This window comes from Prevotella sp. C0026C3, assembly GCF_056590795.1.
The window spans coordinates 68,596-94,206 of the sequence record NZ_JBWPWW010000004.1; the positions used below are offsets into that span (position 1 = coordinate 68,596).

A 25,611-nucleotide genomic window follows, 5' to 3' on the forward strand; every position below is an offset into this window, starting at 1 on the left:
GCAAATAAATTTGATTTTATGAATAAACTCTTTCTTCTGGATGCTTATGCACTCATATATCGTTCCTATTACGCTCTCATCAGATCGCCACGTATTAATTCCAAAGGACTCAATACGTCGGCCGTCATGGGATTTGTGAACACCCTCAACGAGATTCTCACTAAAGAGAAGCCCACTCATATCGGTGTGGCATTCGACCATGGCAAGACTTTCCGCCATGATGCTTTCCCTGCCTATAAGGCGCAACGTGAGGAGACACCGGAAGACATCAAGCGCTCGGTACCCATCATCAAAGACCTTCTCACAGCTTTCAACATTCCCATCCTACAGGTTGATGGCTTCGAAGCCGACGATGTAATCGGCACTTTAGCCACCAAAGCCGGTGAGCAAGGAGTAGAAACCTACATGCTCACACCCGATAAAGACTATGGTCAACTCATCCGAGATAACGTCTACATGTACCGCCCTCGGCATGGCGGAGGGTACGATATTATCGGCCCCAAAGAAGTCTCAGAGAAGTATGGCATTGATAGTCCTGACCAAGTGATTGATCTCTTGGCACTCATGGGCGACTCCGCTGACAACTTCCCCGGCTGTCCCGGCGTGGGAGAAAAGACTGCCGTGAAACTTATCAACGAATTCGGTAGCACCGAAAACCTTATCGCCCATACCGACCAACTTAAAGGAAAGATGCGCGAGAAAGTTGAAGGTGCAATCGAAGATATTCGCATGTCAAAATTCTTAGCGACCATTCGAACCGATGTTCCCATCGACTTGGATTTGGAAAATCTGAAAACCGTTGAACCCAATGAAGAAAAATTGAGAGAAATCTTCACCGAATTGGAATTTAAGAGTCTTTCTAACAAAATCTTAAAGAAAGCAAATAAGAAGCCAACAGTTGTTAATTTACAACTTGATATATTTGGGAATAATCCGACCAACGATGCAGAAGAGCCTAAAAAAACAGATATTTTTAAACAAGATACAGGAGAATTTAAATACGAACTTATTGATACAGAGGAAGAAAGATTAAAAATTTGTGATTTTTTCAAGACAAAACAATTTATCAGTCTAGACACAGAAACCACATCAACCAATCCGATGGAGGCTGAATTAGTGGGTTTAAGCTTCTCTGTGGAAGAAAATACGGGATTCTATGTTCCAATTCCTAGCGACCGTCAAGAAGCCGTAAGAATTGTTAATATATTCAAACCTATCTACGAAGATCCACAAATTTTAAAAATCGGACAAAACATCAAGTACGACTTAGTGGTGCTCCGAAATTATGGAATCCATCTTCAAGGCAAGATGTTCGATACCATGTTGGCTCATTATGTGTTGCAACCGGAATTACATCACAATATGGATTACATGGCCGAAACATTACTAGGGTACAAGACCATCCACATAGACGAACTGATAGGCCCCAAGGGTAAGTATCAGAAAAATATGCGCGACCTCTCCCCTACCGACATTTGTCGCTATGCATGTGAGGATGCCGATATCACATTACGACTCAAAAACGTACTCGAACCACGCCTTCAAGAGATGGGCATGAGCGATCTGTTCTGGAACATAGAGATGCCCCTGCTTCCCGTGTTGGCCGAGATGGAAATCAACGGCATTGCATTGGATACCAAAGCATTGGAAGAAACGTCATTCTTATTCAAAGAGCGCATGGCTGAATACGAGCAACGTATCTATCAACAAGCCGAAGAAGCGTTCAACATCTCGTCGCCTAAACAGGTAGGCGAAATTCTCTTCGAGAAGATGAAAATCGTAGAAAAGCCCAAGAAAACCAAGACCGGACAATATGTTACAAGCGAAGAGGTGTTGCAACAACTCAAGAGCAAGGCGCCTATCGTAGAGGATATTCTAGCCTATCGCGGCTTGAAGAAGCTCATCGGAACGTATGTTGACGCCCTACCCAAGCTCATCAATCCGCATACCGGACACATTCATACCTCATTCAATCAGGCAGTTACGGCCACTGGTCGACTTTCGTCGAGCGACCCCAATCTGCAAAACATTCCCGTACGAGGCGAAGACGGCAAGGAAATCCGCAAGTGTTTCATCCCCGATCCCGGCTGCCTGTTCTTCTCGGCCGATTACAGTCAGATAGAATTACGCGTAATGGCGCACCTGAGCCAAGACGAGAATATGATAGAGGCATTCCGCGAAGGCCACGACATACATGCCGCCACAGCTGCCAAAATCTATCATGAGACCATGGATACCGTGACACGCGACCAGCGTACCAAGGCTAAACGAGCCAACTTTGGCATCATTTACGGCATCACCACTTATGGATTGGCACAGCGACTAGACATTGATAATCGCGAGGCCAAGGAACTGATAGAGGGCTACTTCCGCACCTTCCCAAAGGTACAGAGCTACATGGAAGAGGCTAAAGAGAAAGCGCGACAGAACGGTTACGCCGAAACATTCTTCCATCGTCGCCGCTATCTGCCCGACATCAACAGCGGTAACGGTACCGTGCGAGGCTTCGCCGAGCGCAATGCCATCAATGCGCCTATCCAAGGTAGTGCTGCCGACATTATCAAAGTGGCGATGATCAACATCTTCCAACGCTTCCAACGCGAGCAAATTCGCTCAAAAATGATACTCCAAGTGCACGACGAACTCAACTTTTCCGTCGTTCCCGAAGAGAAAGAGAAGGTAGAACGCATTGTACTCGAAGAGATGCAAAAGGCCTATCCGCTCGATGTGCCACTCGTAGCCGATGCCGGATGGGGCAGCAACTGGCTCGAAGCCCATTGATACCGAGCTTTTTCCAAAAGCTTGAATGAGCTGTAAAGAGTCTGCCAACATAGGAAAAACAGAAGAGCAACATACTTATTTGTCCGGAGGACAACCTCTTCATAACCGTAGGTTGGAGCAAGGCGGAAACCTACGGAAAATAGAAAAGAAGAATTAACGAGTCTGAAAAGACTCCCCAATAGGGTCTCTTTCTGTATTTCAGCTAACTTTTAAGGGCAGTCTTATCAGACTGTAAACTACATTCACATACACACCGGAGACTATCTTCGCTTTCGCTTGATAGTCCCCGGCTATGAATGGATAGCCTTTCAGGTTTTTGTTAGTATAAGCTTACTTATAAGGTATTGATAGAAGAACTCATATCAAAAGTTTTACCACACTCTTTGAATGCAGAGACAAAAAATCACTATCTTTGCAGAAGATAGGCTGCGGTCGGCAATAAGAAAACAAGTTCTCATTGCATCCACTTGCACTCTGTTTACAAAAGATAATAATAGATGAGAAACGATACCTATGACTTACACAAGAATGACGGCCGCCGAAGCGGCACAGATGATTAAGAATGGTGATACATTAGGCCTCTCCGGATTCACTCCCAACGGCAATCCGAAAGCCGTTTTCCGCGAAATTTCCAAACGCGCCATACGCGAACACGAAACCGGACAGGCATTCCAAGTTGGTATTCTTACCGGAGCCTCATCGTGCCAAAGCGTAGAAGGCGACATGGCAGCAGCCAAAGCCATCAAATTTCGTGCCCCTTTTTCCACTAATAAGGACTTCCGCGACCACACCAATTTGGGCGAAGTAGACTACGAAGACATGCACTTAGGACATATGGCCGAGCGACTACGTCGTGGATTCTATGGCGATATAGACTGGGCCATTATCGAAGTGAGTGCTATAGAAGAGGGAGCCGACACGTGCAAAGTTTCTCTAACATCGGCCGGTGGCATTGTGCCCACCATCGCACGAATGGCCAAACGCGTCATCCTCGAACTCAATCACTTCCACAATCCCAACTCCCGTTTCTTGCACGATGTCGTGGAATTGGCCGAATACCCCTATCGCCAGCCCATCCCCATCACGCGTGTGGCCGAGCGATTTGGCAAAGATTATGTGGAGATAGACGCCAAGAAAATAGTGGGTGTGGTCGAATGTAACATCCCCGAAGAAGCACGTGCCTTCAAAGACTTAACCCCTGAGACGAAGAAAATTGGCGAAAATGTGGTCGATTTCTTCTTGAGCGACCTTCGAGCAGGTCGTATCCCAAAAGAGTTCTTCCCCATCCAGAGCGGTGTGGGAGCCACCGGGAACGCCGTGATGAAAGCCATTGGGCAATGCGAAGGGCTGCCGGTGATGAACGTGTTCAGCGAAGTGGTACAGGATGCCGTGGTCGACATGATGCTCAAAGGGCAGATTGGCTACGCTTCGGCCACTGCTACAACCGTCACCAACGAGTGCCTACAGAAGATTTACGATAACATGGACTTCTTCAAAGAGCGCCTGACAATACGCCCCAGCGAGGTGGCCAACGCCCCGGAACTGATTCGGCGGTTCGGTGTCATCGCCATGAATACAGCGTTGGAATGCGACCTTTACGGCAACGAGAACTCCAGTCATATCTGTGGGTCGAATCTGATGAACGGTATCGGAGGCTCATGCGACTACGAGCGCAACGGCTCTATCAGCATCTTCTATACCCCATCTACGGCTAAGGGTGGCAAGATAAGCGCCATCGTACCCATGTGTAGCCACGTAGACTCTACCGAGCACGACGTCGACATCATCGTGACCGAGCAGGGAGTAGCCGACTTACGTGGCAAAGGGCCATTGCGACGGGCACAGGAAGTCATTGAAAACTGTGCGCATCCCGACTACAAACCACTATTACGCGACTACTTGCGACTGGCCGGAAGGGGTCATGAACCGCAGAGTATGACGGCTGCCTTGGCCATGCACCAAGCCTACTTGGAGAAAGGCGACATGCGATTAGTAGCGTGGTAAAGAGAAGAAAAAAGAAAGGAGTCTTTTCCATACCATAAACTTTAAGAACTCATCAACTCAAAAACTTACAAACTTTAAACTCTAACTTATTAACTTACCAGCTTAAAACGATTTCCCTCCCCTTTTGGGGAGGGGCTGGGTGAGGCTCCTGCAGCGACTTATCAGCATTACTGAAAAGGCCAAACAGCGATGCTGACACGGCCTTGCAACGAGCCCAAATAGGCTCTTTTGCAAACTCGCAATAAAGTAAGCTGCACACAACAAAACCAAAATAAATTTTGCTTTTGTCCTCATTTGCACTACCTTTGTAGTCAAAGTATATATTTGAAATAAAGACATGGCTTTAAAATGCGGTATTGTAGGACTTCCGAACGTCGGTAAGTCAACACTTTTCAACTGCCTGTCGAGTGCCAAGGCACAGGCAGCTAATTTCCCTTTTTGTACAATAGAACCCAACCTAGGCGTTATCACTGTACCCGATGAGCGACTCACCAAGTTGGCCGAAATAGTCCATCCCGGACGCATCGTACCCGCTACCTGCGAGATAGTAGACATTGCCGGGCTCGTCAAGGGAGCCAGCAAAGGCGAGGGATTGGGCAATAAATTTCTTGGAAACATTCGCGAGACCGACGCCATCATCCACGTATTGCGTTGTTTCGACAACGACAATGTGGTGCGCGAAGGCGGAGATCCCGTCAATCCTATCAACGATAAGGAAATCATTGATACCGAATTGCAGTTGAAAGACTTGGAAACCATTGATTCTCAACTGGCTAAACAACAGAAAGCTGCGGCCGCCGGAAACAAGGATGCCAAGCTGGCTGTGACCGTTCTAGAGGCTTACAAAGGTGCATTAGAAAAGGGATTAAACGCCCGTACGGTGGAGTTTGAAAGCAAAGACGAGCAAAGCTTTGCCCACGACTTGTTCCTACTCACAGCCAAACCTGTGCTCTATGTATGCAATGTAGACGAAGCGAGTGCCAAAACCGGTAACGAATACAGTAGACAAGTAGAAGAAATGGCCAAGAGCGAGGGTGCAGAAGCTTTGGTGATTGCTGCCAAGACCGAGGAAGATATTGCTTCGCTCGAAACATACGAAGACAAGCAGATGTTCTTGGAAGAACTCGGACTGGAAGAAAGTGGCGTGAACCGTCTCATTCAAAAAGCTTATTCGTTGCTGAATCTACAGACATTCATCACTGCCGGTGAAATGGAGGTGAAGGCTTGGACATACCATAAGGGTTGGAAAGCACCGCAATGTGCAGGTGTCATCCACACCGACTTCGAGAAAGGATTCATCCGTGCAGAGGTCATCAAATACGAAGATTACCTGAAATATGGCTCTGAAGCTGCTGTTCGCGAGGCTGGCAAGCTGGGTATCGAGGGTAAGGAATACGTCGTACAGGATGGCGATATCATGCACTTCCGCTTTAATGTATAGTGATAAAACAGGAGAGGGATAAGAAAAATAAATTCCCTAATCCATCCCTCACCACCTATAATTAATAAATAAATGGAACATTTATTATACATCATCTGGAACCCCGACCTCTACCTGATACATCTAGGTGGCTTCGGACTTCGCTGGTATTCCACGTTTTGGCTCATCGGATTGATAGGCGCATACTTCATGGTGAAGTGGCTGTATCAAGACCAAAAGGTGAAAGAAGAATTGTTCGACCCGCTCTTCCTATACTGTTTTGTCGGTATACTGGCCGGTGCCAGACTGGGACACTGCCTGTTTTATCAGCCTGATTACTTCCTGACAAGCTGGGACCACATCATTGAGATGCTCCTACCCATTCACCACATGCCGGATGGAGCGTGGAAAATGACCGGTTATGAAGGACTGGCTTCGCATGGCGGAACGCTCGGACTGATGATTGCCCTGTGGCTCTACGTTCGCCGTACGAAGATGAATTTGTGGCAAGTGCTTGATAATATCGCTATTGCCACGCCTATCACAGCCTGCTGTATACGCTTGGGTAACCTGATGAACTCTGAAATTATCGGGAAAGTGACGGATGTTCCATGGGCTTTTATCTTCCAACAGGCAGACCAATATCCACGTCATCCGGGACAATTATACGAAGCCATAGCCTACTTCCTGTTCTTTTTTATCGGGTGGTATTTCTATCGCTATGCGAAGAAACCGGTGGGCAGAGGATTCTATTTCGGCTTATGTCTGACGTTGATATTCACATTCCGCTTCTTCATTGAATATACAAAGGATATTCAAGTAGACTTTGAAGCAGGCATGCCTTTCAATATGGGACAGTTATTGAGTATTCCCTTTGTTGCTTTGGGAATCTTCTGTATGTCCAGAAAGAAATCATGAAACAAAAAAAAGAAGATTATAAACCCTCTTTCTATGGGTTTATAATCTTCTTAATATCATTCAATTTATTAAGTGCTTCCATCGGAGTGAGGTTGTCAATATCCAACCCTGAGATTTCATCGCGTATCTGAGAGAGTACCGGATCATCCAATTGGAAGAAATTTAACTGCATCCCTTCCCTACTCTCTTCTATCTTTCGAGCATCCGAACGACCCACCGTGCCAACGCCGGCATTATCATTTTCCAATTCTTTAAGGATGACATTGGCTCGCTTAACGATACTTTTCGGCATGCCGGCAATCTCTGCCACGTGGATACCGAAGGAATGTTCGCTGCCACCTTTCTCCAGTTTTCGGAGGAAAATCACCTTCCCATCCACCTCTTTCACACTGACATTGTAGTTCCGGATACGTGAGAAGCCCTTCTCCATCTCATTCAATTCATGGTAATGAGTGGCAAAAAGAGTACGCGCGTTGGCTCTCGCGTGCTCATGAAGATACTCTACGATGGCCCACGCAATGCTGATACCGTCGTATGTACTCGTACCTCTACCCAGCTCATCAAAGAGTACCAAACTCCTATCCGAGACATTATTGAGGATGTTGGCTGCCTCCGTCATCTCCACCATAAAGGTAGATTCGCCCAAAGAAATATTGTCACTGGCTCCCACACGAGTGAATATCTTGTCCACCAAACCCACTCTCACGCTCTCTGCAGGCACAAAGCTGCCTATCTGAGCCAACAGTACAATCAACGCCGTTTGACGCAACAGCGCCGATTTTCCGGCCATATTAGGACCGGTTATCATCATTATCTGTTGGTGAAAAGTATCAAGAAGCACGTCGTTGGGCACGTAATGCTCGCCCAAAGGCAATTGTGTTTCTATCACAGGATGGCGCCCTTGCTTGATATCCAACACATCACTGTCGTCAACAACGGGTCGTACATAAGTATGTTCTTCTGCTGTTTTGGCGAAACTCAATAGACAATCGAGTCTCGCAAGGAGGTTTGCGTTGATTTGTATTTGCGGTATGAAGTCTTGCATATACACGATGAGCTCATTAAACAACCTTGCTTCCAACGCCAGAATCTTCTCATCGGCACCTAAAATCTTCTCTTCATACTCCTTTAATTCTTGAGTTATGTAGCGTTCGGCTTGCGCAAGCGTTTGTTTTCTAACCCACTCTGCCGGTACTTGGTCTTTATATGTATTGCGAACTTCGAGATAATAACCGAACACGTTGTTATATCCGACTTTCAAACTGGATATACCGGTACGTTCGGTTTCCTCTTGTTGAATCTTCAAGAGATAGTCCTTGCCGTTTCGACTGATAGAACGTAACTCATCAAGTTCCTCACTATAACCATCGGCTATCACATTCCCTTTGTTCACAAGCAATGGAGGATCGGACTGAATTTCATGAGCTATACGGTCTTTCAAGTTTTCACAAAGATTCAATTGCTCCCCTACCCGCTTCAAGACTTCATTATCCGTCTGCAGACAAGCAAGCTTAATAGGGCGCACAGCATCCAATGCACGCTGTAATTGTACGACCTCTCGCGGTGAGACTCTGCCCACTGCCACCTTCGAAATAATACGTTCAAGGTCGCCAATACGATGCAATTGCTCGTTCACGCAATCTCTGAAATCCGGTTGTTTGAAGAAATATTCAACTATATCTTGACGATGCGTGATGGCCTGAACATTCTTCAAAGGAAATACAACCCATCTTCTGAGCATACGACCACCCATAGGTGTCACCGTTCGGTCAATGACATCTAGCAGCGAACTACCGCCATCTTGCATCGTACCAAGCAATTCCAAAGAGCGAATTGTGAACTTATCCAATCGCACATATTTCTCTTCTTCAATGCGAGCCAACGATGTTATATGCCCTATCTGGGTATGTTGCGTCTGCTCCAGATATTGCATGATGGCTCCACTGGCAATGACTCCATTGTGAAGATGTTCCACTCCGAATCCTTTAAGATTCTTCGTACCAAAATGTTTCAGAAGTTTTTGTCGAGCTGTCTGTTCGGTAAACACCCAATCATCAAGCTCGAATGTCACAAAGCGTGACCCAAAATAACGTTCAAAATCTTTCTTCTTCGTTCGATCATAAAGCACCTCTTTTGGCGAGAAATTACTTAATAATTTCTCTGCATAATCAAAAGTACCCTCGGCTGTCAGAAATTCTCCCGTTGAAATATCCAAGAATGCCACACCGCAAGAGGCTTTACCAAACTGTACGGCAGCCAAGAAATTATTCTCTTTATAGTTGAGCACGTTGTCGCTCATGGCTACACCGGGTGTCACAAGTTCCGTGATTCCGCGCTTCACCATCTTATCCATCTCGCTCAAGCCTTTCTTTCCTTTGATGGCTTCGCGCTTCTTTTTAGGGTCTTCCAGTTGGTCACAGATGGCCACTCGCTTTCCGGCACGAATCAATTTAGGCAGATAAGTATCTAGCGCATGGTGCGGAAATCCCGCCATATCGGTAGGATCCTGTGCTCCATTATTCCTTTTCGTCAACGTGATACCAAGGATACGCGCTGCTTCCACTGCATCCTCGCCATAGGTTTCATAGAAGTCGCCACAGCGAAAAAGCATCAACGCCTCCGGATGTTTAGCCTTCAACGAATAGAACTGCTTCATCATCGGTGTCAATGCTTTATTATCTTTTGCCATATCTATAGAATCCTTCCTTTATCATAAATTATTTGTGAATAGCTTTTACTATCTTTCCTTTGATTGTATTTGCCCATACTGTTTTTGCAAAGATACGGCAAATCATAGATAAAAACGAAGCTTCAATAATTTTTGTCTGTTAGTTAGGCATCTCTCTTCGAACGTTTTTATTGAAATATTTATTATCTTTGCAAGCATATACATGTTGATTCTATCACGACAGAAAACCTAAACTATTTATATAATGAAAAAAACAACCCTGATACTTTCGGCTTTATTGTGTGCAGCAATGGGCTTCGCTCAACAGTCACGTACCGACATTAAAACCAATCCTCTATTCTCTGCCAGCAGCTATTATGCCTATCCCGGCCCTCTACAGCAGAAACTTACCCCTGCTCCTACCGGGTATAAACCTTTCTACATCAGCCATTATGGTCGACACGGAAGCCGCTGGCTCATCAATAAGAACGATTATCTACAGCCGGTTGCCATTCTACAACGCGCTGATAGCCTAGGTAAACTCACCGCATTAGGGCGCGATATACTTCGCCGACTTATCATGATTCGCGATGCAAGTAAGAATCGTTACGGCGAACTCACGCAACGAGGAGGCGAACAACACCGCCAAATTGCCAAACGCATGATACAGAATTTCCCGGAAGTCTTTGCCGGTCGAACCAATATCGATGCCCGTAGTACCACTGTCATCCGGTGTATTTTCTCCATGGAGAATGCCCTACAACAATTGCTTCTCATCAATCCCGAATTACAAATCAAACAGGATGCCAGCAACCACGACATGTATTACATGAACTATGACGACCCTGTACTGAACAAAAAGAAAATGCCGGCCAAAGCCGACGAGGCCTACAAAGCATTTGGAAAGAAATTTCTTCACTACGATCGTGTAATGAATAACCTCTTCAACGACTCCAGCTATTGGAAGCATCAAGTAAAATACGAGCAGTTATACAGGCGTTTATTCAGTAATGCAGCTAATTTGCAAAGCACAGAATTGCGCCATACGATTTCTTTATACGATCTCTTCAGCGACCAAGAGATTTACAATAATTGGCGCACAGAGAATGCTTGGTGGTATATTACTTATGGTGGTAGCCCATTAAATGGTGGTACACAGCCTTTCACACAACGCAATTTGCTTCGTAATATCATTGCCCAAGCCGACTCTTGCATACAGTTAGAGCATCCCGGAGCTACCCTTCGCTATGGTCACGACACCGTTATCATGCCACTCACCTGCCTCCTCGACCTAGACGGACTGGGCATGCAGGTAGAGAATCTCGAAGAGTTGGAGACACGCGGATGGTACAATTATCGTATATTCCCAATGGCTGCCAACATTCAATTCGTATTCTACCGTAAGAATGCAAACGACAAAGACGTCATCTTCAAGGTTTTACGCAACGAAAATGAAGCTACGCTGCCCATCAAGACAGACATAGCTCCATATTATCATTGGAAGGATTTCAAAGATTACTTCCTCAAAAAACTCGATAGTTATAAAGAATAAGAGTCGTAAGATTCTACTACTTTCAATAGATCCGCGAAGTCATCGATGATGTGTTCAGCTTCAACACTCACCATGTCTTCGCGGCTTCCGTTTCCATAAGTCACCCCACACGTATGCACACCGGCAGCCTTTCCCATCATCATGTCAAAGGTTGCGTCGCCTACCATCAAGGCCTCATCGGGCTGTAAGTTAAACATTGCCAGTGTTTTCTCAACCATTTCGGGATCTGGCTTACAATGTTCTACATCCTGAGCACTCACTACCGCCGACATATAATCGTCTAGCTCGAACTCATGGATAAAATTGAGTAACGAGCCACGATACCGACTACTGGCTATCGTCAGTTTCAAACCGCGCCGATGTAATTCCCTGATAGTATCTATCACATGCGGAAATGGTGGAACGGCATGCGGAACATTGCGCCGCGTAAATATCTCAGCATAGACCTCTGCACACTTGTCTCCCATTTCATCCGACATAGGAATCAATCTGGTAAACGTTTCTTTCAGTGGCAACCCAATCATGGCTGCACACTCTTCTCGCGTACGTTTATCCAATCCCAATACATCAATGGTATCAAGCATGGTGTCTGTTATCAACTTCTGAGTATCACCCAGTGTTCCATCAAAATCCAGTAATACGACTTTTATTGCCATCCGCTCATTTTTTACAGAGCAAAGGTAAGCATAAAAGCATTGTAAAACGAACGGCCGTTCATCTTTTATTCTTATTCCAATCTATCTTGATCACATTTGGCTACTCACGCCAAGCGCTCCTAACAAAGCCGTAGCTACAGCCACAATTACTTTCAACACCATCTTCCATTTATTTCCATTCATCGCTTTACCTCCATTTTAATTTTTTAATGATAAAGAGTGGAGTAGGGAGACGTGTCCCCCTTACTCCTAATTCCACATTCTTATTGTCCGACTTCCTTCTTATCGGGAGCTGCGGCATCGGTCTTCTTCACATCATAGTTGGTCAATTCAGCCAACTTAGCCCCATTCACGAGCACCTTGCTGCGCTTGTGAGACCCTGCATCTATCTTGGTCTCAGGCATAAACAGTACATGAACTCGTTTCACATGCTTTGCGAGCGTGTACTCTTTTGCAGTAGGCGCTGCCAACGAACTGATTCCCAACTTGAAACTTCCAAGTCCGTCGATACGTACACGCTTTGAATTTTGCAATTCGTCTTGCATCACTTCTACCAACTCGGTAAGCACTGCCTTGATGTCGCTCTTCTTCACAGTACAGTTTCGCTGCATGATTTCTGCGAGTTCATCAGTTCCTACCACACCGTTATGTACGGCTCTTGCATACCATTTACCAAGAAATCTACCTTCACGCTTGCACTGATAAAGTTTGTAATTCACTGCCATAATTGTTACCCTTTCTTTAAGTTTTAAATTGTTGTTAATAATTAGATTAGTTATGTTCTTCATTCTCTCCCGTCACCCAGACCTTATAGTCGACATCAAAGTCAGCCGTGTCGTTGATTGAATGGTTATCCTGAACACGATGCAAAGATACAATATCGCTCACCCATTGTCAAGCACTAATGCGATACACAATGCGATACATTCATCACAAAGAGCCCAAACTTCTATCCGAAATAGCTAAAACCAGCTTTTGAACACCTATTTATAATGACATTATCCCATTTTTTTCGTACTTTTGCATGCAAAGAATCAATAAAGAGAAACAGAACGTTATGGAACAGAAGAAATATCTACGCACCACTGTCACTTCCGCTTTGCCCTATGCAAACGGTGGTGTACACATTGGCCACTTGGCCGGCGTATATGTACCGGCCGATATCTACGTGCGCTATTTACGCCTTAAAAAAGAAGATGTACTCTTCATCGGAGGTAGCGATGAGCACGGTGTGCCTATCACTATCCGTGCCCGTAAAGAGGGTATCACACCTCAAGACGTAGTCGATCGTTATCATAACATGATTAAGAAGAGTTTTGAAGATTTCGGCATCAGCTTCGATATATACAGTCGTACCACCTCTGATACACACAGTAAATTGGCTTCCGACTTCTTTAAGAAGCTATACGAAGACGGTAAACTCGTTGAGCACGAAACCGAACAGCTATACGACGAAGAGGCTCATCAGTTCTTGGCCGACCGTTATGTGATAGGGGAGTGTCCTCATTGCCACAACGACCATGCTTATGGCGACCAATGTGAGAAATGCGGTAGCGATCTCTCACCTATGGAACTCATCAATCCTCATAGCACTATCAGTGGTTCCGCACCTGTCATCAAGAAGACCAAGAACTGGTATCTGCCCTTGAACGAATATCAAGAGTGGCTCAAACAATGGATTCTTGAGAGTCACCAAGAGTGGCGTCCCAATGTCTATGGACAGTGTAAGAGCTGGCTCGACATGGATTTACAGCCTCGTGCCATGACACGCGACCTCGATTGGGGTATTCCCGTACCCGTAGCCGATGCCGAGGGGAAAGTGCTCTACGTATGGTTCGATGCTCCTATCGGCTACATCTCCAACACCAAAGAGTTGTGCGATGCTCAACCTGAGCGCTGGGGCTCATGGGAGAAATGGTGGAAAGACGACGATACGCGCTTGGTACACTTCATTGGTAAAGACAACATCGTATTCCACTGCATCATCTTCCCAACTATGCTCAAGGCACACGGAGACTATATTCTACCCGATAATGTGCCTGCCAACGAATTCTTGAATTTGGAGAATGACAAGATTTCTACCTCTCGTAACTGGGCTGTATGGTTACATGAATACCTCGTTGATATGCCCGGAAAGCAAGATGTATTACGCTATGTGCTCACAGCCAATGCTCCTGAGACCAAGGACAACAACTTTACGTGGAAGGACTTCCAAGAGCGCAACAACTCCGAATTGGTAGCAATCTATGGTAATTTCGTTAATCGTGCCCTCCAACTCACCAAGAAATACTTCGAAGGAGTCGTACCCACATGCGGCGAATTGCTCGACATAGACAAGCATACCCTCGACGAGTTCAAAGATGTTAAGCAAAAAGTCGAGAGTCTTCTCAATGTATTTAAGTTCCGCGATGCACAGAAAGAGGCTATGAATCTGGCTCGTATCGGTAACAAGTATATCACCGATTGCGAACCTTGGAAAGTTTGGAAGACCGATCCGGAACGTGTCAAAACCATTCTCTACATCTCTTTGCAACTCGTAGCCAATCTAGCTATTGCTTTCGAACCATTCCTACCATTCTCTTCAGAGAAGTTGCGTAAGATGATTAATATGGACAACTTCGATTGGGCACAGTTGGGCGACACCGACTTACTCAAAGCCGGACACCAATTGGCTGAACCCGAACTGCTCTTCGAAAAGATTGAAGACGAGATTATCGAAGCCCAACTGAAGAAGTTGGAAGATACCAAAAAGGCCAATGAAGCAGCTGCTTACAAAGCCAAAGACATCAAATCAACTATCGCATACGAAGATTTCGAGAAACTTGATATTCGTGTAGGACACATCGTCAATTGCGAAAGGGTGAAGAAAGCCAATAAGTTATTGAAGTTCACCATCGACGATGGCAGTGGTCAACCGCGTACCATCGTGAGCGGCATTGCCAAATTCTATGAGCCCGAACAGCTCATTGGCAAAGATATCTGTTTCATTGCTAACCTTGCACCTCGCAAGTTGATGGGTATCGAGAGTCAGGGAATGATTCTTTCTGCCGAGAATTTCGATGGTAATCTAGCGGTTACCCGTGTCGACCGAGAGGTCAAACCGGGCAGTCAAGTACTGTAATTTCTCCTTTTAGTGTCTGTTGCGAATGAGATATAGAGTCCCTTATCAACTTTAAGAATTATCACAATGGATTCTCGGTAAAGGGTTTCTACTCCCGATTTGCAACAGACATTAAATATAACAATCAATATCTAATAATCCCATGAACATGCCTTGTCGACATACGGTTCGCGCCCAATGGCATGATTATAATGCAGGTAGCTATTTTATTACTATCTGCACTAAAAAGCAACAACATTATTTTGGACATATCACTTGCGAAAATTCCAATCCTAAAATAATTCTATCAACCATTGGAAGTTATGCAGAGAGATACCTACAATCTATCCAACATCACTTCCCTGATATTCAGATACCCCTTTACAGCATAATGCCTAACCACATCCATGCGCTGGTTTTTATCTCCGGAAACTTTTCCTTAAAAGAAAAAAGAAATCAGGCAAAATCCCCTCCTTATAATATTCAGATGCATTATGCAAATGCAACTGCTCAAAAAGGAAGATTATCTACTGTCATAGGAAGTTACAAAGCAGCCATCACAAAATATGCATATCAAAACAATATCACCTTTGCTTGGCAAACTAGACTTTTTGAACACATCATCAAACATCAAGAAGAGTATAACGCCATAGCAGAGTATATACAGAATAATGTAGCACGATGGTATCTTGATAAGTATTATAAACAGTAGGGACGCGACATGTCGCGTCCGCAAGTTGAATACACTTATAAAAGCATTATCTTATCATTTTAATGAATAAATATTCCCATTTCCTGCAACGGACGCGACGTGTCGCGTCCCTACAGTCTTCTGCAAGATGGCAAGATTGCTATTATTAGGTATACGCTCATTTATCTTCGTACCCCCTTTGCTATTTGTTCGTTCGACTATTTAATGAATCGAAATACTTTGAAGAATCACTATTTTATCGTACCTTTGCAACTGTTTTTATACAAATCAGTATTTAATAATTCATGTACAAACAATTTTTCAACAAGCGCTGTAGCCTCAAGTTCAAGCATTTCTCGAACAAGGGCTATGCTCTCTTCTCCGTATTGGGACGCGAAGTGCTCGTTGGCACGTTGAGCATCGCAACACTCTCTCACGCGAAAGCAGAGGGAGTAAGCACCGTTCAGACTGCCAATGTAGACTCTGCTCTCTATGACAACGGACGTGAAGTGAGCCTCGACGAAGTCAGTGTGACGGCATCGAGAGCACCGCTGACACAAAGTCAGCAAGCGAGAATGGTCACTGTACTGAGCAAAGCCGACATTGCGGCCGCTCCAGTACAAAGTATTAATGATTTGCTGAAATATGCTGTAGGCGTCGATGTACGACAACGAGGTCCTTTAGGCACTCAAACCGACGTCAGCATCAGAGGTAGTAACAGTGAGCAAATCACAATTCTACTCAACGGTATTAACATCTGCGACCCGCAGACAGCACACAACGCCTTCGATTTCCCGGTTGATATTTCTGAAATCGAACGCATAGAAGTGCTGGAAGGCCCCGCCGGACGCATCTACGGAACGTCTTCCTTGCTCGGCGCCATCAACATCGTTACACGTATTCCTAAACAGTCTGGAGCCTCAGCCCATGTAGAAGCCGGCAGCTACGGTTATCTAAATGTCGGTGCACGCACCTACTACTCGCGCGAACATTGGGCACATTCCGTCTCCGGAAGTTATGCCCGTAGCGATGGGTACAGTCGTAACAAGGCCGGTAGTCTCAATGCCGATTACCGTGGTGGCAAAGCTTTCTATCAAGGACGTTACGACGATAACAGCGTCACCGTGAATTGGCACGCCGGCTTATCTACCAAGAATGTAGGAAGCAATACATTCTATAGCCCCAAATCCGACGATCAATTTGAACACACTTTCAAGACTTATACGGCTGTACAAGCCCTCACCAAGCAGGGACGCCTACATTTCCGACCATCCATTTATTGGAATCGCAATATGGATAGGTTTGAGTTCTTCCGTGGAAAGCTTGATAAGGTTCCATTCAACTACCATCGTACCGATATCTACGGTGTCAACCTCAACAGTTATTTCGACTGGTCTTTGGGACGTACAGCCTTCGGTGCCGAGCTGCGCAACGAAGACTTGGTGAGTGGAAATCTCGGAGAACCGCTCAACACTCCACGACATATCCATGGTACCGACCGCGATTATACATTGGGATTGAACCGCACCAACATCAGCCTCAACCTTGAGCACAACCTCATCCTACAGCGTTTTACGCTCTCTGCCGGTCTAGTTGCTGTCAAAAACAGTTGGGCAGAGATGAACATGCGCGTCTATCCGGGTATCGATGCCGGTTACCGTATTGGCAACAACTGGAAAGTATATGCTTCTTACAACACCTCGCTTCGCATGCCATCGGTCACCGAACTCTACCTAAAGAAAGATGGTTACTTTGCCGATAAACACTTGAAGCCCGAAGAGTTGTCGGCTCTTGAAGCCGGTGTGAAATTCCGTTCAAATGCCATTAGTGCCAGTGCTAGTATCTATCACAACCACTATAAAAACCTCATCGACTGGATTCGCGATACCCGTCAAGCTGATAATGTGTGGAAATCGGTCAATTTCGGCCGTATCAATGCGTTGGGCATAGAGACCAACGTAGACATGTCGCTCGCTCATTTACTGCCTTCACAGCGTATTTTAGAGCGTCTTTCAGTGGCTTATAGCTATATTAATCAAGACCGACATGAGGCCGATGGTATCCAGAGTCAATATGCTTTGGAATATCTACGCCATAAATTGGTTGCCAATCTGCGTACCCATCTTTGGCGGAATCTGCATCTTGCATTGAATTATCGACTACAAAAACGTACAGGCTCCTATACCAATAGCGATGGAGCAGTATGTCGATATGCCACCTTTGGATTGCTCGACACACGTTTATCATGGGATGCCAAACACTACCAAGCCTACATTGTGGGCAACAATCTGCTCAACAAGAAGTACGTAGACTATGGTATTGTGCCACAACCCGGAACATGGTTAGTAGCCGGTTTCAGCATCAAAATGTGATTATAAAATCTATTTTTAACCAATAATAACACGAGTTCGCATAGGATGATATTCATATATCCTTACCTTTGCAACCGATTAATTTAATTAAGCAGCAATAATGAAAAAAACATTTATTATGTTGTTGGCTGCCGGTGCTTTGATCGCATCTTGCCAACCCAAGTCTAAAACTGGAGCAAATTCAGAAAGTACGGACTCTGTAGCAGCAGTTGCCGACACTACCGTATTCGAAGGTACTGTTCCCGCTGCCGATGGTCCCGGTACTCGTTACACTGTAAAACTGGCTAACGATTCTACATTGGGATTCGCAGTTGTTGAGACTTATCTCGAAGCAGAGAATGGTCAAGACCAGACCAACAACTACACTGGTAAGGCAGAAAACATTGAGAAGACCGTTGATGGCAAGCAAGTAAAGGGCTTGAAGCTTCATCTAGGCGATGCCAACGACCTCTACTTCACACAACCTAACGACTCTACACTCCGTATGGTTTCTGATGAGTTGCAGGAAAGTGCCACAGGTCTCAACTACGACTTGAAGAAGAAGTAAGCCAACTCAATATTCATAACATGCAAATAGGCCTGTCCAAATGGACAGGCCTATTTTTATATACGAATCGTCCAGATTCTTATTTCATCAAAAGAGGTATCACTTCCTCTGCCTTGGCATCGTTCCCTACACAGAAGAGATTGCGTCCCATCTTCGTGGTATTGCTCCAATACTTCTCATTCAATGGACATACACGCAGGTCTTGACTGAATGCGTTGTACCAATCCCAACCTTTCACCGTAGCATCTGTGACTGCAAAGAAAGCTCCGTGCGACGCATCCACATAGGTTTCAAACTCTTTACGAGCTTGGTTACCCCACTTCGAGAGGTTGGCATCCAACTGATATATCAAGTGGAAACGATCAAAGTATTCCGGCGTATAAGCAGCATCGTCGGCTAATTCCGTCACGTCAAAATGGCATTTCTCTCCAAGTTGCTTCAGTTGTTCTATTATTTGGCGAACCACAGCTACTGATTTTCCACCGGTCAACACAAGTACATGCTTCAATGGAATCGTACCCTTATTGTTTTTCAACAACGATTCATAAATAGTTACCTGCCCATCTCGCTGAGCATTGTCTTCCGTCGTCTCCCAATACATACCGCCTAACAAGCCTCTATCAATGATATATTGGCACTTGGCAGCCCACGACTGGGGATTATCAAAGCCCCATACCAACTTACCAGTCTTATCGGCTAGGTAAGGTACTTCGCCGATACTGTCCCAACGTTCTACATAACGCCCATCGGTAAAACCGGTCTTCATAAACTTATCCAGTATCTTATTACTATGGTCGCCACGACCATAGAGAGGCATACCCAAGGTCAACTTCTCCGGTGGTACACCATTCTTGATATGTGCATCGATACCTTCCTCTAGACTGATATGGCCCGATAGAGGAGAGCGATGGATGGTGGTATGGTGCATCGGCGGGTTAGACTGGTCGTAACCCATAATATTAACGAAATTCAAATACTTCACACATGCACGGAAATCAATATACAGTCCGTCTTGGATAGTAGCAATAGTCAATAGCTTCTTGCTTCCTAGAGCTTTACGAAGGTCGCGCATCAGCAGCGTGAAATTCTTGGTGTCATCGGGCGAAGAAGAGATGCCCGACTCGCTACTGGTAGGATATTCCCAGTCAATGTCGATACCATCGAGTCCATACTTGTCTACGATACGCCGGCAATCGCGGGCAAAAGCCGTACGATTAGCCTGTGTAGCTGCCATCTCAGAGAAGTTTCCACTCGTCCATCCACCTATTGATAGGTTGATTTTCAAGTTTGGATTCTGCTTCTTCAGAGCCACCACCTTCTCTAAAAATGGCGGGTTCTGAATATCAACACCGTTAAAGGCCTTATTCACATGGCCGAAAGCATAGTTGATATGGGTCATAAGCGTGGGGTCAGGAAGCCGAAGATCGGTCCACGAACAAACGTAGGCTACAACCACACGGTCTTTGGGTTTGGCCGTAACCGCGAGCATGGTGAATGCCGCTATGGCAAGCATCACCAGTCGACTGATATAAATTTTCATTGTCTCTTGGTTTTATATAGATGAATTCTCTTTTGCAAATTTACGAAAAAAAAGAAGAGAGTACAAAGCTGAAATCGCCTAAAAAGCGTATTTTTGTATGGCTGTCCGACTCTGAAACAGAAGCCTCGAAGGCGTCTTAACAACTAGAAAAACAAGGAACATGAAAGAAATGACCGAACAACAGGCTCTCTTTAAACTCTCTGCCCTCTGCTCGCAAGCCGAACATTGCAGCGGTGAGATGCTCGACAAGATGTGTAGATGGGGTATTGATGAGGCCGCACAAACACGCATCATGGCACATCTCATAGAAGAAAAATACGTAGACGATGCCCGATATACACGTGCTTTTGCCCGTGACAAGATACGTTACAATGGTTGGGGACGTCGCAAAGTAGAGCAAGCCCTCTATGCCAAACATGTGGAACGAGCCGTCTATATGCCCGTACTCGATGAGATTGACGACCAAGAGTATCTGAATGTGCTGCGCCCTTTGTTGCGAAACAAGCAGAAATCCATCAAGGCGGCCAGCGACTACGAACGCAATATGAAACTCATCAAGTTTGCCATGGGGCGCGGTTTCGACTATTCACTCATACGCCAATGTCTGGAGGGCGATTTCGATGAGCCGATGGAGTGATTGGGGCAAAGCGCTCCTAGATGTCATAGCACCACGTTGTTGTGCGGTGTGTGGTCGTCGGTTGAGTGTCAACGAACAGGTGATGTGCGGTCGATGTAACCTCCATTTGCCCCGAACCGGTTTTGAATTGCAGCCTTACGATAACGAAATGGCCAAGATGTTTTGGGGACTGATACCTGTCGAACGCTGCGTTGCCTTCTTTTACTACACCAGCCATGCGCCCGAAAGTCGGCTTATCTACGACCTGAAATATCACCACCATCCCGAAATAGGCTATCAACTGGGGCACATGTTGGCTCGCGACTGCATGCAAGCAGGCTTCTTCGAGGGTATCGACATGATTATTCCCATCCCTCTTTATAAGAAACGAGAACGCCAACGAGGGTATAATCAAAGTGTGGAGATAGCGCGCGGAGTGGCAGAAGCGACGGGATTACCTTTAAAGAAAGACGTTGTGGAGCGCATTACCTTCGGGGGTAGCCAAACTCTACGCGACCGTTGGCAACGCACAGAGAACGTAGAAGACGCCTTTCGACTGAAAGACACTGGTATCACAGGCCACCATATTCTTCTTATAGACGACATTGTAACCACCGGTGCCACTATCTGTTCGTGCGCACAAGAGCTATTACGAGCCGGCAACGTGAAGTTTAGCGTACTTTGTCTAGGCTTGGCGAATAGGGAATAAAAGGAACACTTATCTAGGCTTCTCCCAAAAGTATGGTATTTTATTATAATAAGAGAAAGTCTTTCTATTCTAGGAAGTATAAGGAAAGACTTTCTTCTTGATCTTATTTATTTCTTATACCATTTGTCATATAAAGTATTACAATCTAATAACTTTGGCCAACTAAAATCGTATTTCCTGTATGTACCCATGTTTTCTGATTCCTTCTTTTCTTTAGACAAGACCCTTTTCACAGCAAACGTACCATCCTTGCTTTGTGAAACGTCCAACCTATATTCATAACCCGGTTCATACTCAAAGTTCTCGATATATTGAGTAGTAGTCCAACTCTGTTGCCCCTCATATTTGACTATATATTCGCGAAAAACCAAATTGGATTCTCCTTCACAATAAAAAGTACATTGTGAAGCCACTACTAAAAACCTCTTCGCTTGAGCATCCTGCTAATAGCAGGGTAGCCAATAGAAATAAAATACTCGTTTCATATCAATTATAAGTGTATATTTGTCAACTTGTCTTCCGTTTACTCAGCTTCTCATCCACGCTTCCGATACCAAACTATCTCGTTTCCATCATACAATTCACTTTTATACAGAGTTACGTCAGTGGGTAATACAGGGGCAGACGTACCGTCATCGACTACCTGTACACTCGTTTCTACGCGTATTTCATCCCACAATCCGGCTTCTATGAAACTCTTATGGGTCTTGGCTCCCCCCTCGACGATGAGCGATTGCACCTTATCTTCATACAACCGGTGGAGCAATTCCGGAATTGGTGTCTTGTGGCTGAGTACCAACCGGCGCGGACTCCCTCCACTCCAGTCGCGCACAGTCAATGCTGGATGCTCACGCTCGTCGGTCATTCGCCCTACAAGAATGGCATCGTTTTCAGCTCGTAGTTGATGGGAGAGCATACGCGTAAATTCGTTTGAAATAGCCAGTGCATGTCCATGGTTGTCTAGAAAACCATTGGCTGTCTGCGCCCACTTCAAGATGATATACGGGCGCTGCTCGGTATTGAACGTGCTAAAGCGACGATTGAGCCACAGACATTCCTCTTCGAGCACACCGACTGTCACCTCTATACCTGCTTCACGGATACGTTGGATACCACGTCCCTGCACTTTGGCAAATGAATCGACACATCCGCACACCACACGACGCACCCCCTTGCTCACAATCAGGTCGGCACAAGGAGGCGTCTTGCCGTAGTGTGCACAAGGTTCAAGGCTCACGTAGACCGTTGCTTGGCGTAATAAAGCCTCGTCTACTTTACGAATAGAGGCGAAAGCATTCACCTCGGCATGCCCCTCCCCGCATCGTACATGGTAGCCCTCGCCAATAATGCGTCCGTCGGCTACGATGACAGCTCCCACCATCGGATTAGGTTTGGCATTCTGTCGCCCATTCTTAGCCAGTTGGATACACCGACGCATGTAGCGTTCATCGATTTGTTGTTGCATTAAAGTAATGGTATCATCGTGATAGTTCCATTTATTTTCTTCCATATTTCCTCGTCGTTTGACGGCCACAGCGATGCTATGCCTTCCTGTCTATACAACAAAGATAGTATTTTTCCACATCATCCATTCACTCTTCCCAATGATTTTACCTAACTTTGCGAATAATATATGCCTAATCAGGTAACATCATGGGCAGTCTTTCAGACTGGAATCTCTTGCCAATCTCCTTTCCGTAGGCCTAAAGGCTCACGGCTATGAAAAGGCAGTCCTTCGGACTGATGAGCCCTAAATGCCTACATAGGACAAAAGATAACATACCAATAAGCGCCAAACAGAAGGATGGACAACCCTGAATGTGGCTACATTGTCCGAAGAGTAACCCATCAATAGCCGGGGGTTGGAGCGAAGCGAAAACCTCCAGAAACAAAGACGAAACAATAAAAGAGTCTGATAAGACTCCCCAATATTAATAACAATCAATTCTCCTGACTGAATCTTATTAAATACAACTCCATATCTATGTCCACATTTCGATCTCTTTGGCAACGCCTGACACCTCTATACGATGACCACGAAGCCGCATCCATCGTACGGTTGATGCTGGAAACTCGTTTTACAATGACCTATACTGACATTGCTTGTGGCGCTATCGGCAATCTAAACGATGACGACACACGAGAATTAGAGGCATTGATGCGGCGACTAGAGACCGGAGAACCAGTGCAATATGCCCTTGGTGAGGCGCAATTCATGGGACGGACGTTTCGAGTTGAGCCGGGCGTACTCATCCCACGTCCCGAAACGGAAGAGCTATGTAGATGGATTATCGCAGAGAACAAACATACGTGCGACATCCTCGACATAGGCTGTGGCTCCGGATGTATTAGCGTGACACTGGCAGCTGAACTCCCCATGGCGCACATATCGGCATGGGATATATCAGATACGGCCTTGCGAGTGACCACGGAGAATGCATACAGACTCGGCACACAAGTGAATACTACCAAACAAAATGCCCTGCAACCACCGACCGATGAGCACCGTTGGGACGTCATCGTGTCAAATCCACCCTATATCTGCTTTCGAGAAAAGGCCGACATGGAGCCGAATGTGCTTGAACACGAGCCCTCATTAGCTCTCTTTGTGCCAGACGACGACCCACTATTGTTTTATCGGGCCATTGCCCAATATGCCCATCGAGCCCTGAAACCGGGTGGAAAACTCTACTTTGAAATCAACCCTCTCTATGCCCAAGAGACCGCTCAAATGCTACAGACGATAGGGTTTGAAGAGATAGAGACACGACATGACGAATTCGGGAAGCAAAGAATGATTCGCTGCCAAGCCACAGCAGCATCGTTGTAAAGCCTTAACAGCAATGCTGAATGGGCGATGCAGTAATGCTGCCACAGCCCTGCAGTCTGGAAATGGCTAAGTAGACGAGTTGACAAGTAGAATATATTGTCCGAAGAATAAGCCCTTCGTAGCCAGCAAGGTAGAGTGAAACGAAAGCGTAAAAACGCTCTCTACTTCCCACATAAAGGGAAAAAACATTGCAATTAAAAGAAATTATTCGCCCTCTCCTTCATAGAGAGGGATGAGAAGAAGTACCCTATTGGGCAGTCTTTCAGACAGGATTCCCTTATCAATCTCCTTTCCGTAGGCCTAAAGGCCCACGGCTATGAAAAGGCAGTCCTTTGGACTGATGAATCCCAAATGCCTACATCGGACGAAAGATAACATATCAATAAACGCCAAACAGAGGGATGGACAACCCTGAACATGGCTACATTGTCTAAAGAACAACCCATCAATAGCCGGGGGTTGGAGCGAAGCGGAAACCTCCGGAAACAAAGACGAAACAATAAAAGAGTCTGATAAGACTCCCCAATAAAAAAGAAACTTGTGAAATCAATCAACCAAATAGAACAGGATAAACAAACCATTCGCCTGATGATAGAACTCTATTGCAGGCATCACCTACACCAAGACGCGCCGTCAAGGGAATACGTGGAACTCATCAACTATGCTTGCCGGCGTATTGACCATTGTCCTTTTGGTGTAGATAAACATGCCTGTAAAGACTGTCCGGTGCATTGTTATACGCCGCAAAAGCGCGAGAAGATACGGCAAGTGATGCGGTGGAGCGGTCCGCGTATGCTATTCTATTCGCCTCGTGCCACACTCCGACATCTACAACAAATATTCAAACATCAATTCAGAAAGAAATGACTCTACAACTCGTCACCCTATATCTCCTCGGCATCAATATCATAACACTGGCAGCCTACGGCATAGATAAATGGAAAGCTCGGCATCATCAATGGCGCATTTCAGAAGTGATGCTCCTATTTTTAGCCTTCATTGGCGGAGCCATGGGAGCTTTTCTGGGCATGCGCTTATTCCACCACAAGACACAGCATTGGAAGTTTCGCATCCTTGTACCACTACTCCTTATCCTACAAATAGCCGCCTTGGTGTATTGCCGAAGTTAAGAGAAGACACAAAAGAACACATGAAGAGCCAGTCCATGCAACTCAAGCAATCCGGCATCGCTATGCTTTTTCACCTT

The 25,611-nt window shown here is 45.6% G+C and carries 20 protein-coding genes; 14 read left to right on the plus strand and 6 right to left on the minus strand.

Annotated features, from left to right (window positions below; genetic code table 11):
- Window positions 1-18 precede the first annotated feature (18 nt).
- The 4 genes from polA (at window position 19) to lgt (ending at window position 7,123) form a co-directional block, all read left to right on the plus strand.
- Window positions 19-2,781 carry a DNA polymerase I gene (gene polA, locus AC1EK4_RS03660; RefSeq protein ID WP_036899253.1) on the plus strand — a complete coding sequence of 921 codons (2,763 nt, stop codon included), beginning with the start codon at window positions 19-21 and terminating at the stop codon, window positions 2,779-2,781.
- 513 nt (window positions 2,782-3,294) lie between these two features.
- The gene (locus AC1EK4_RS03665; RefSeq protein WP_480357054.1) at window positions 3,295-4,785 is read left to right on the plus strand and encodes a butyryl-CoA:acetate CoA transferase; all 1,491 of its coding nucleotides are present in this window, start codon (window positions 3,295-3,297) and stop codon (window positions 4,783-4,785) included.
- A 337-nt stretch (window positions 4,786-5,122) separates the two neighbouring features.
- A complete protein-coding gene (gene ychF, locus AC1EK4_RS03670; RefSeq protein WP_036899257.1) occupies window positions 5,123-6,226 on the plus strand; it encodes a redox-regulated ATPase YchF in 1,104 nt (367 codons plus the stop codon).
- 72 nt (window positions 6,227-6,298) lie between these two features.
- Entirely contained in the window at window positions 6,299-7,123 is an 825-nt protein-coding gene (lgt, locus tag AC1EK4_RS03675; protein WP_036899259.1) for a prolipoprotein diacylglyceryl transferase, read from the plus strand.
- Between the two features lie 31 nt (window positions 7,124-7,154).
- On the opposite strand, the gene mutS is transcribed toward lgt, so the two are convergent.
- Window positions 7,155-9,812: a DNA mismatch repair protein MutS gene (gene mutS / locus AC1EK4_RS03680; protein WP_036899261.1), complete on the minus strand. Its 2,658-nt coding sequence runs from the start codon at window positions 9,810-9,812 to the stop codon at window positions 7,155-7,157.
- A gap of 244 nt (window positions 9,813-10,056) precedes the next feature.
- Here mutS and AC1EK4_RS03685 point away from each other — a divergent pair, with 244 nt between their 5' ends.
- Entirely contained in the window at window positions 10,057-11,343 is a 1,287-nt protein-coding gene (locus tag AC1EK4_RS03685; RefSeq protein WP_036899263.1) for a histidine-type phosphatase, read from the plus strand.
- Here the strand turns inward: AC1EK4_RS03685 and AC1EK4_RS03690 are convergent.
- From AC1EK4_RS03690 to AC1EK4_RS03700, 3 genes are all read right to left on the minus strand, one after another.
- Window positions 11,331-11,999, minus strand: a complete 669-nt coding sequence (locus tag AC1EK4_RS03690) for an HAD family hydrolase (protein ID WP_036899265.1) — start codon at window positions 11,997-11,999, stop codon at window positions 11,331-11,333. The two genes, AC1EK4_RS03685 and AC1EK4_RS03690, sit on opposite strands and share 13 nt — an antisense overlap.
- Before the next feature lie 90 nt (window positions 12,000-12,089).
- Window positions 12,090-12,182, minus strand: a complete 93-nt coding sequence (locus tag AC1EK4_RS03695; RefSeq protein WP_156431043.1) for a smalltalk protein — start codon at window positions 12,180-12,182, stop codon at window positions 12,090-12,092.
- Between the two features lie 80 nt (window positions 12,183-12,262).
- Complete coding sequence (locus AC1EK4_RS03700; protein WP_480357057.1) at window positions 12,263-12,724, minus strand: HU family DNA-binding protein; 462 nt, start codon at window positions 12,722-12,724, stop codon at window positions 12,263-12,265.
- A 332-nt stretch (window positions 12,725-13,056) separates the two neighbouring features.
- On the opposite strand from AC1EK4_RS03700, the gene metG reads away from it, so the two are divergent.
- The 4 genes from metG (at window position 13,057) to AC1EK4_RS03720 (ending at window position 18,709) form a co-directional block, all read left to right on the plus strand.
- Window positions 13,057-15,120 carry a methionine--tRNA ligase gene (metG, locus tag AC1EK4_RS03705; protein WP_036899271.1) on the plus strand — a complete coding sequence of 688 codons (2,064 nt, stop codon included), beginning with the start codon at window positions 13,057-13,059 and terminating at the stop codon, window positions 15,118-15,120.
- Between the two features lie 142 nt (window positions 15,121-15,262).
- The gene (locus AC1EK4_RS03710) at window positions 15,263-15,811 is read left to right on the plus strand and encodes a transposase (protein ID WP_480357058.1); all 549 of its coding nucleotides are present in this window, start codon (window positions 15,263-15,265) and stop codon (window positions 15,809-15,811) included.
- A 284-nt stretch (window positions 15,812-16,095) separates the two neighbouring features.
- Complete coding sequence (locus AC1EK4_RS03715) at window positions 16,096-18,162, plus strand: TonB-dependent receptor plug domain-containing protein (RefSeq protein WP_036896267.1); 2,067 nt, start codon at window positions 16,096-16,098, stop codon at window positions 18,160-18,162.
- Between the two features lie 100 nt (window positions 18,163-18,262).
- On the plus strand, window positions 18,263-18,709 hold the full coding sequence (locus tag AC1EK4_RS03720) for a copper resistance protein NlpE N-terminal domain-containing protein (protein ID WP_036896266.1): 447 nt from the start codon (window positions 18,263-18,265) through the stop codon (window positions 18,707-18,709).
- A 79-nt stretch (window positions 18,710-18,788) separates the two neighbouring features.
- Here the strand turns inward: AC1EK4_RS03720 and AC1EK4_RS03725 are convergent, their stop codons facing one another.
- Window positions 18,789-20,249: a glycoside hydrolase family 18 protein gene (locus tag AC1EK4_RS03725; RefSeq protein ID WP_062433664.1), complete on the minus strand. Its 1,461-nt coding sequence runs from the start codon at window positions 20,247-20,249 to the stop codon at window positions 18,789-18,791.
- 160 nt (window positions 20,250-20,409) lie between these two features.
- Between AC1EK4_RS03725 and AC1EK4_RS03730 the strand changes: the two genes are divergently transcribed.
- A complete protein-coding gene (locus AC1EK4_RS03730) occupies window positions 20,410-20,886 on the plus strand; it encodes a regulatory protein RecX (protein WP_062433666.1) in 477 nt (158 codons plus the stop codon).
- Complete coding sequence (locus AC1EK4_RS03735; protein ID WP_062433669.1) at window positions 20,870-21,574, plus strand: ComF family protein; 705 nt, start codon at window positions 20,870-20,872, stop codon at window positions 21,572-21,574. Before AC1EK4_RS03730 ends, AC1EK4_RS03735 begins: the two co-directional genes overlap by 17 nt.
- A gap of 535 nt (window positions 21,575-22,109) precedes the next feature.
- On the opposite strand, the gene ribD is transcribed toward AC1EK4_RS03735, so the two are convergent.
- Complete coding sequence (gene ribD / locus AC1EK4_RS03740; RefSeq protein WP_052052753.1) at window positions 22,110-23,084, minus strand: bifunctional diaminohydroxyphosphoribosylaminopyrimidine deaminase/5-amino-6-(5-phosphoribosylamino)uracil reductase RibD; 975 nt, start codon at window positions 23,082-23,084, stop codon at window positions 22,110-22,112.
- A gap of 474 nt (window positions 23,085-23,558) precedes the next feature.
- Between ribD and prmC the strand changes: the two genes are divergently transcribed.
- The 3 genes from prmC to AC1EK4_RS03755 all read left to right on the plus strand — a co-directional run bounded on the left by prmC (window position 23,559) and on the right by AC1EK4_RS03755 (window position 25,534).
- Window positions 23,559-24,404 (plus strand): peptide chain release factor N(5)-glutamine methyltransferase, encoded by an 846-nt coding sequence (gene prmC, locus AC1EK4_RS03745; protein WP_036896259.1) that lies wholly within the window; start codon window positions 23,559-23,561, stop codon window positions 24,402-24,404.
- Window positions 24,405-24,944: 540 nt separating this feature from the next.
- Entirely contained in the window at window positions 24,945-25,271 is a 327-nt protein-coding gene (locus tag AC1EK4_RS03750; RefSeq protein ID WP_480357061.1) for a nitrous oxide-stimulated promoter family protein, read from the plus strand.
- Window positions 25,268-25,534 (plus strand): DUF1294 domain-containing protein, encoded by a 267-nt coding sequence (locus AC1EK4_RS03755; protein ID WP_480357063.1) that lies wholly within the window; start codon window positions 25,268-25,270, stop codon window positions 25,532-25,534. Before AC1EK4_RS03750 ends, AC1EK4_RS03755 begins: the two co-directional genes overlap by 4 nt.
- Window positions 25,535-25,611 lie beyond the last annotated feature (77 nt).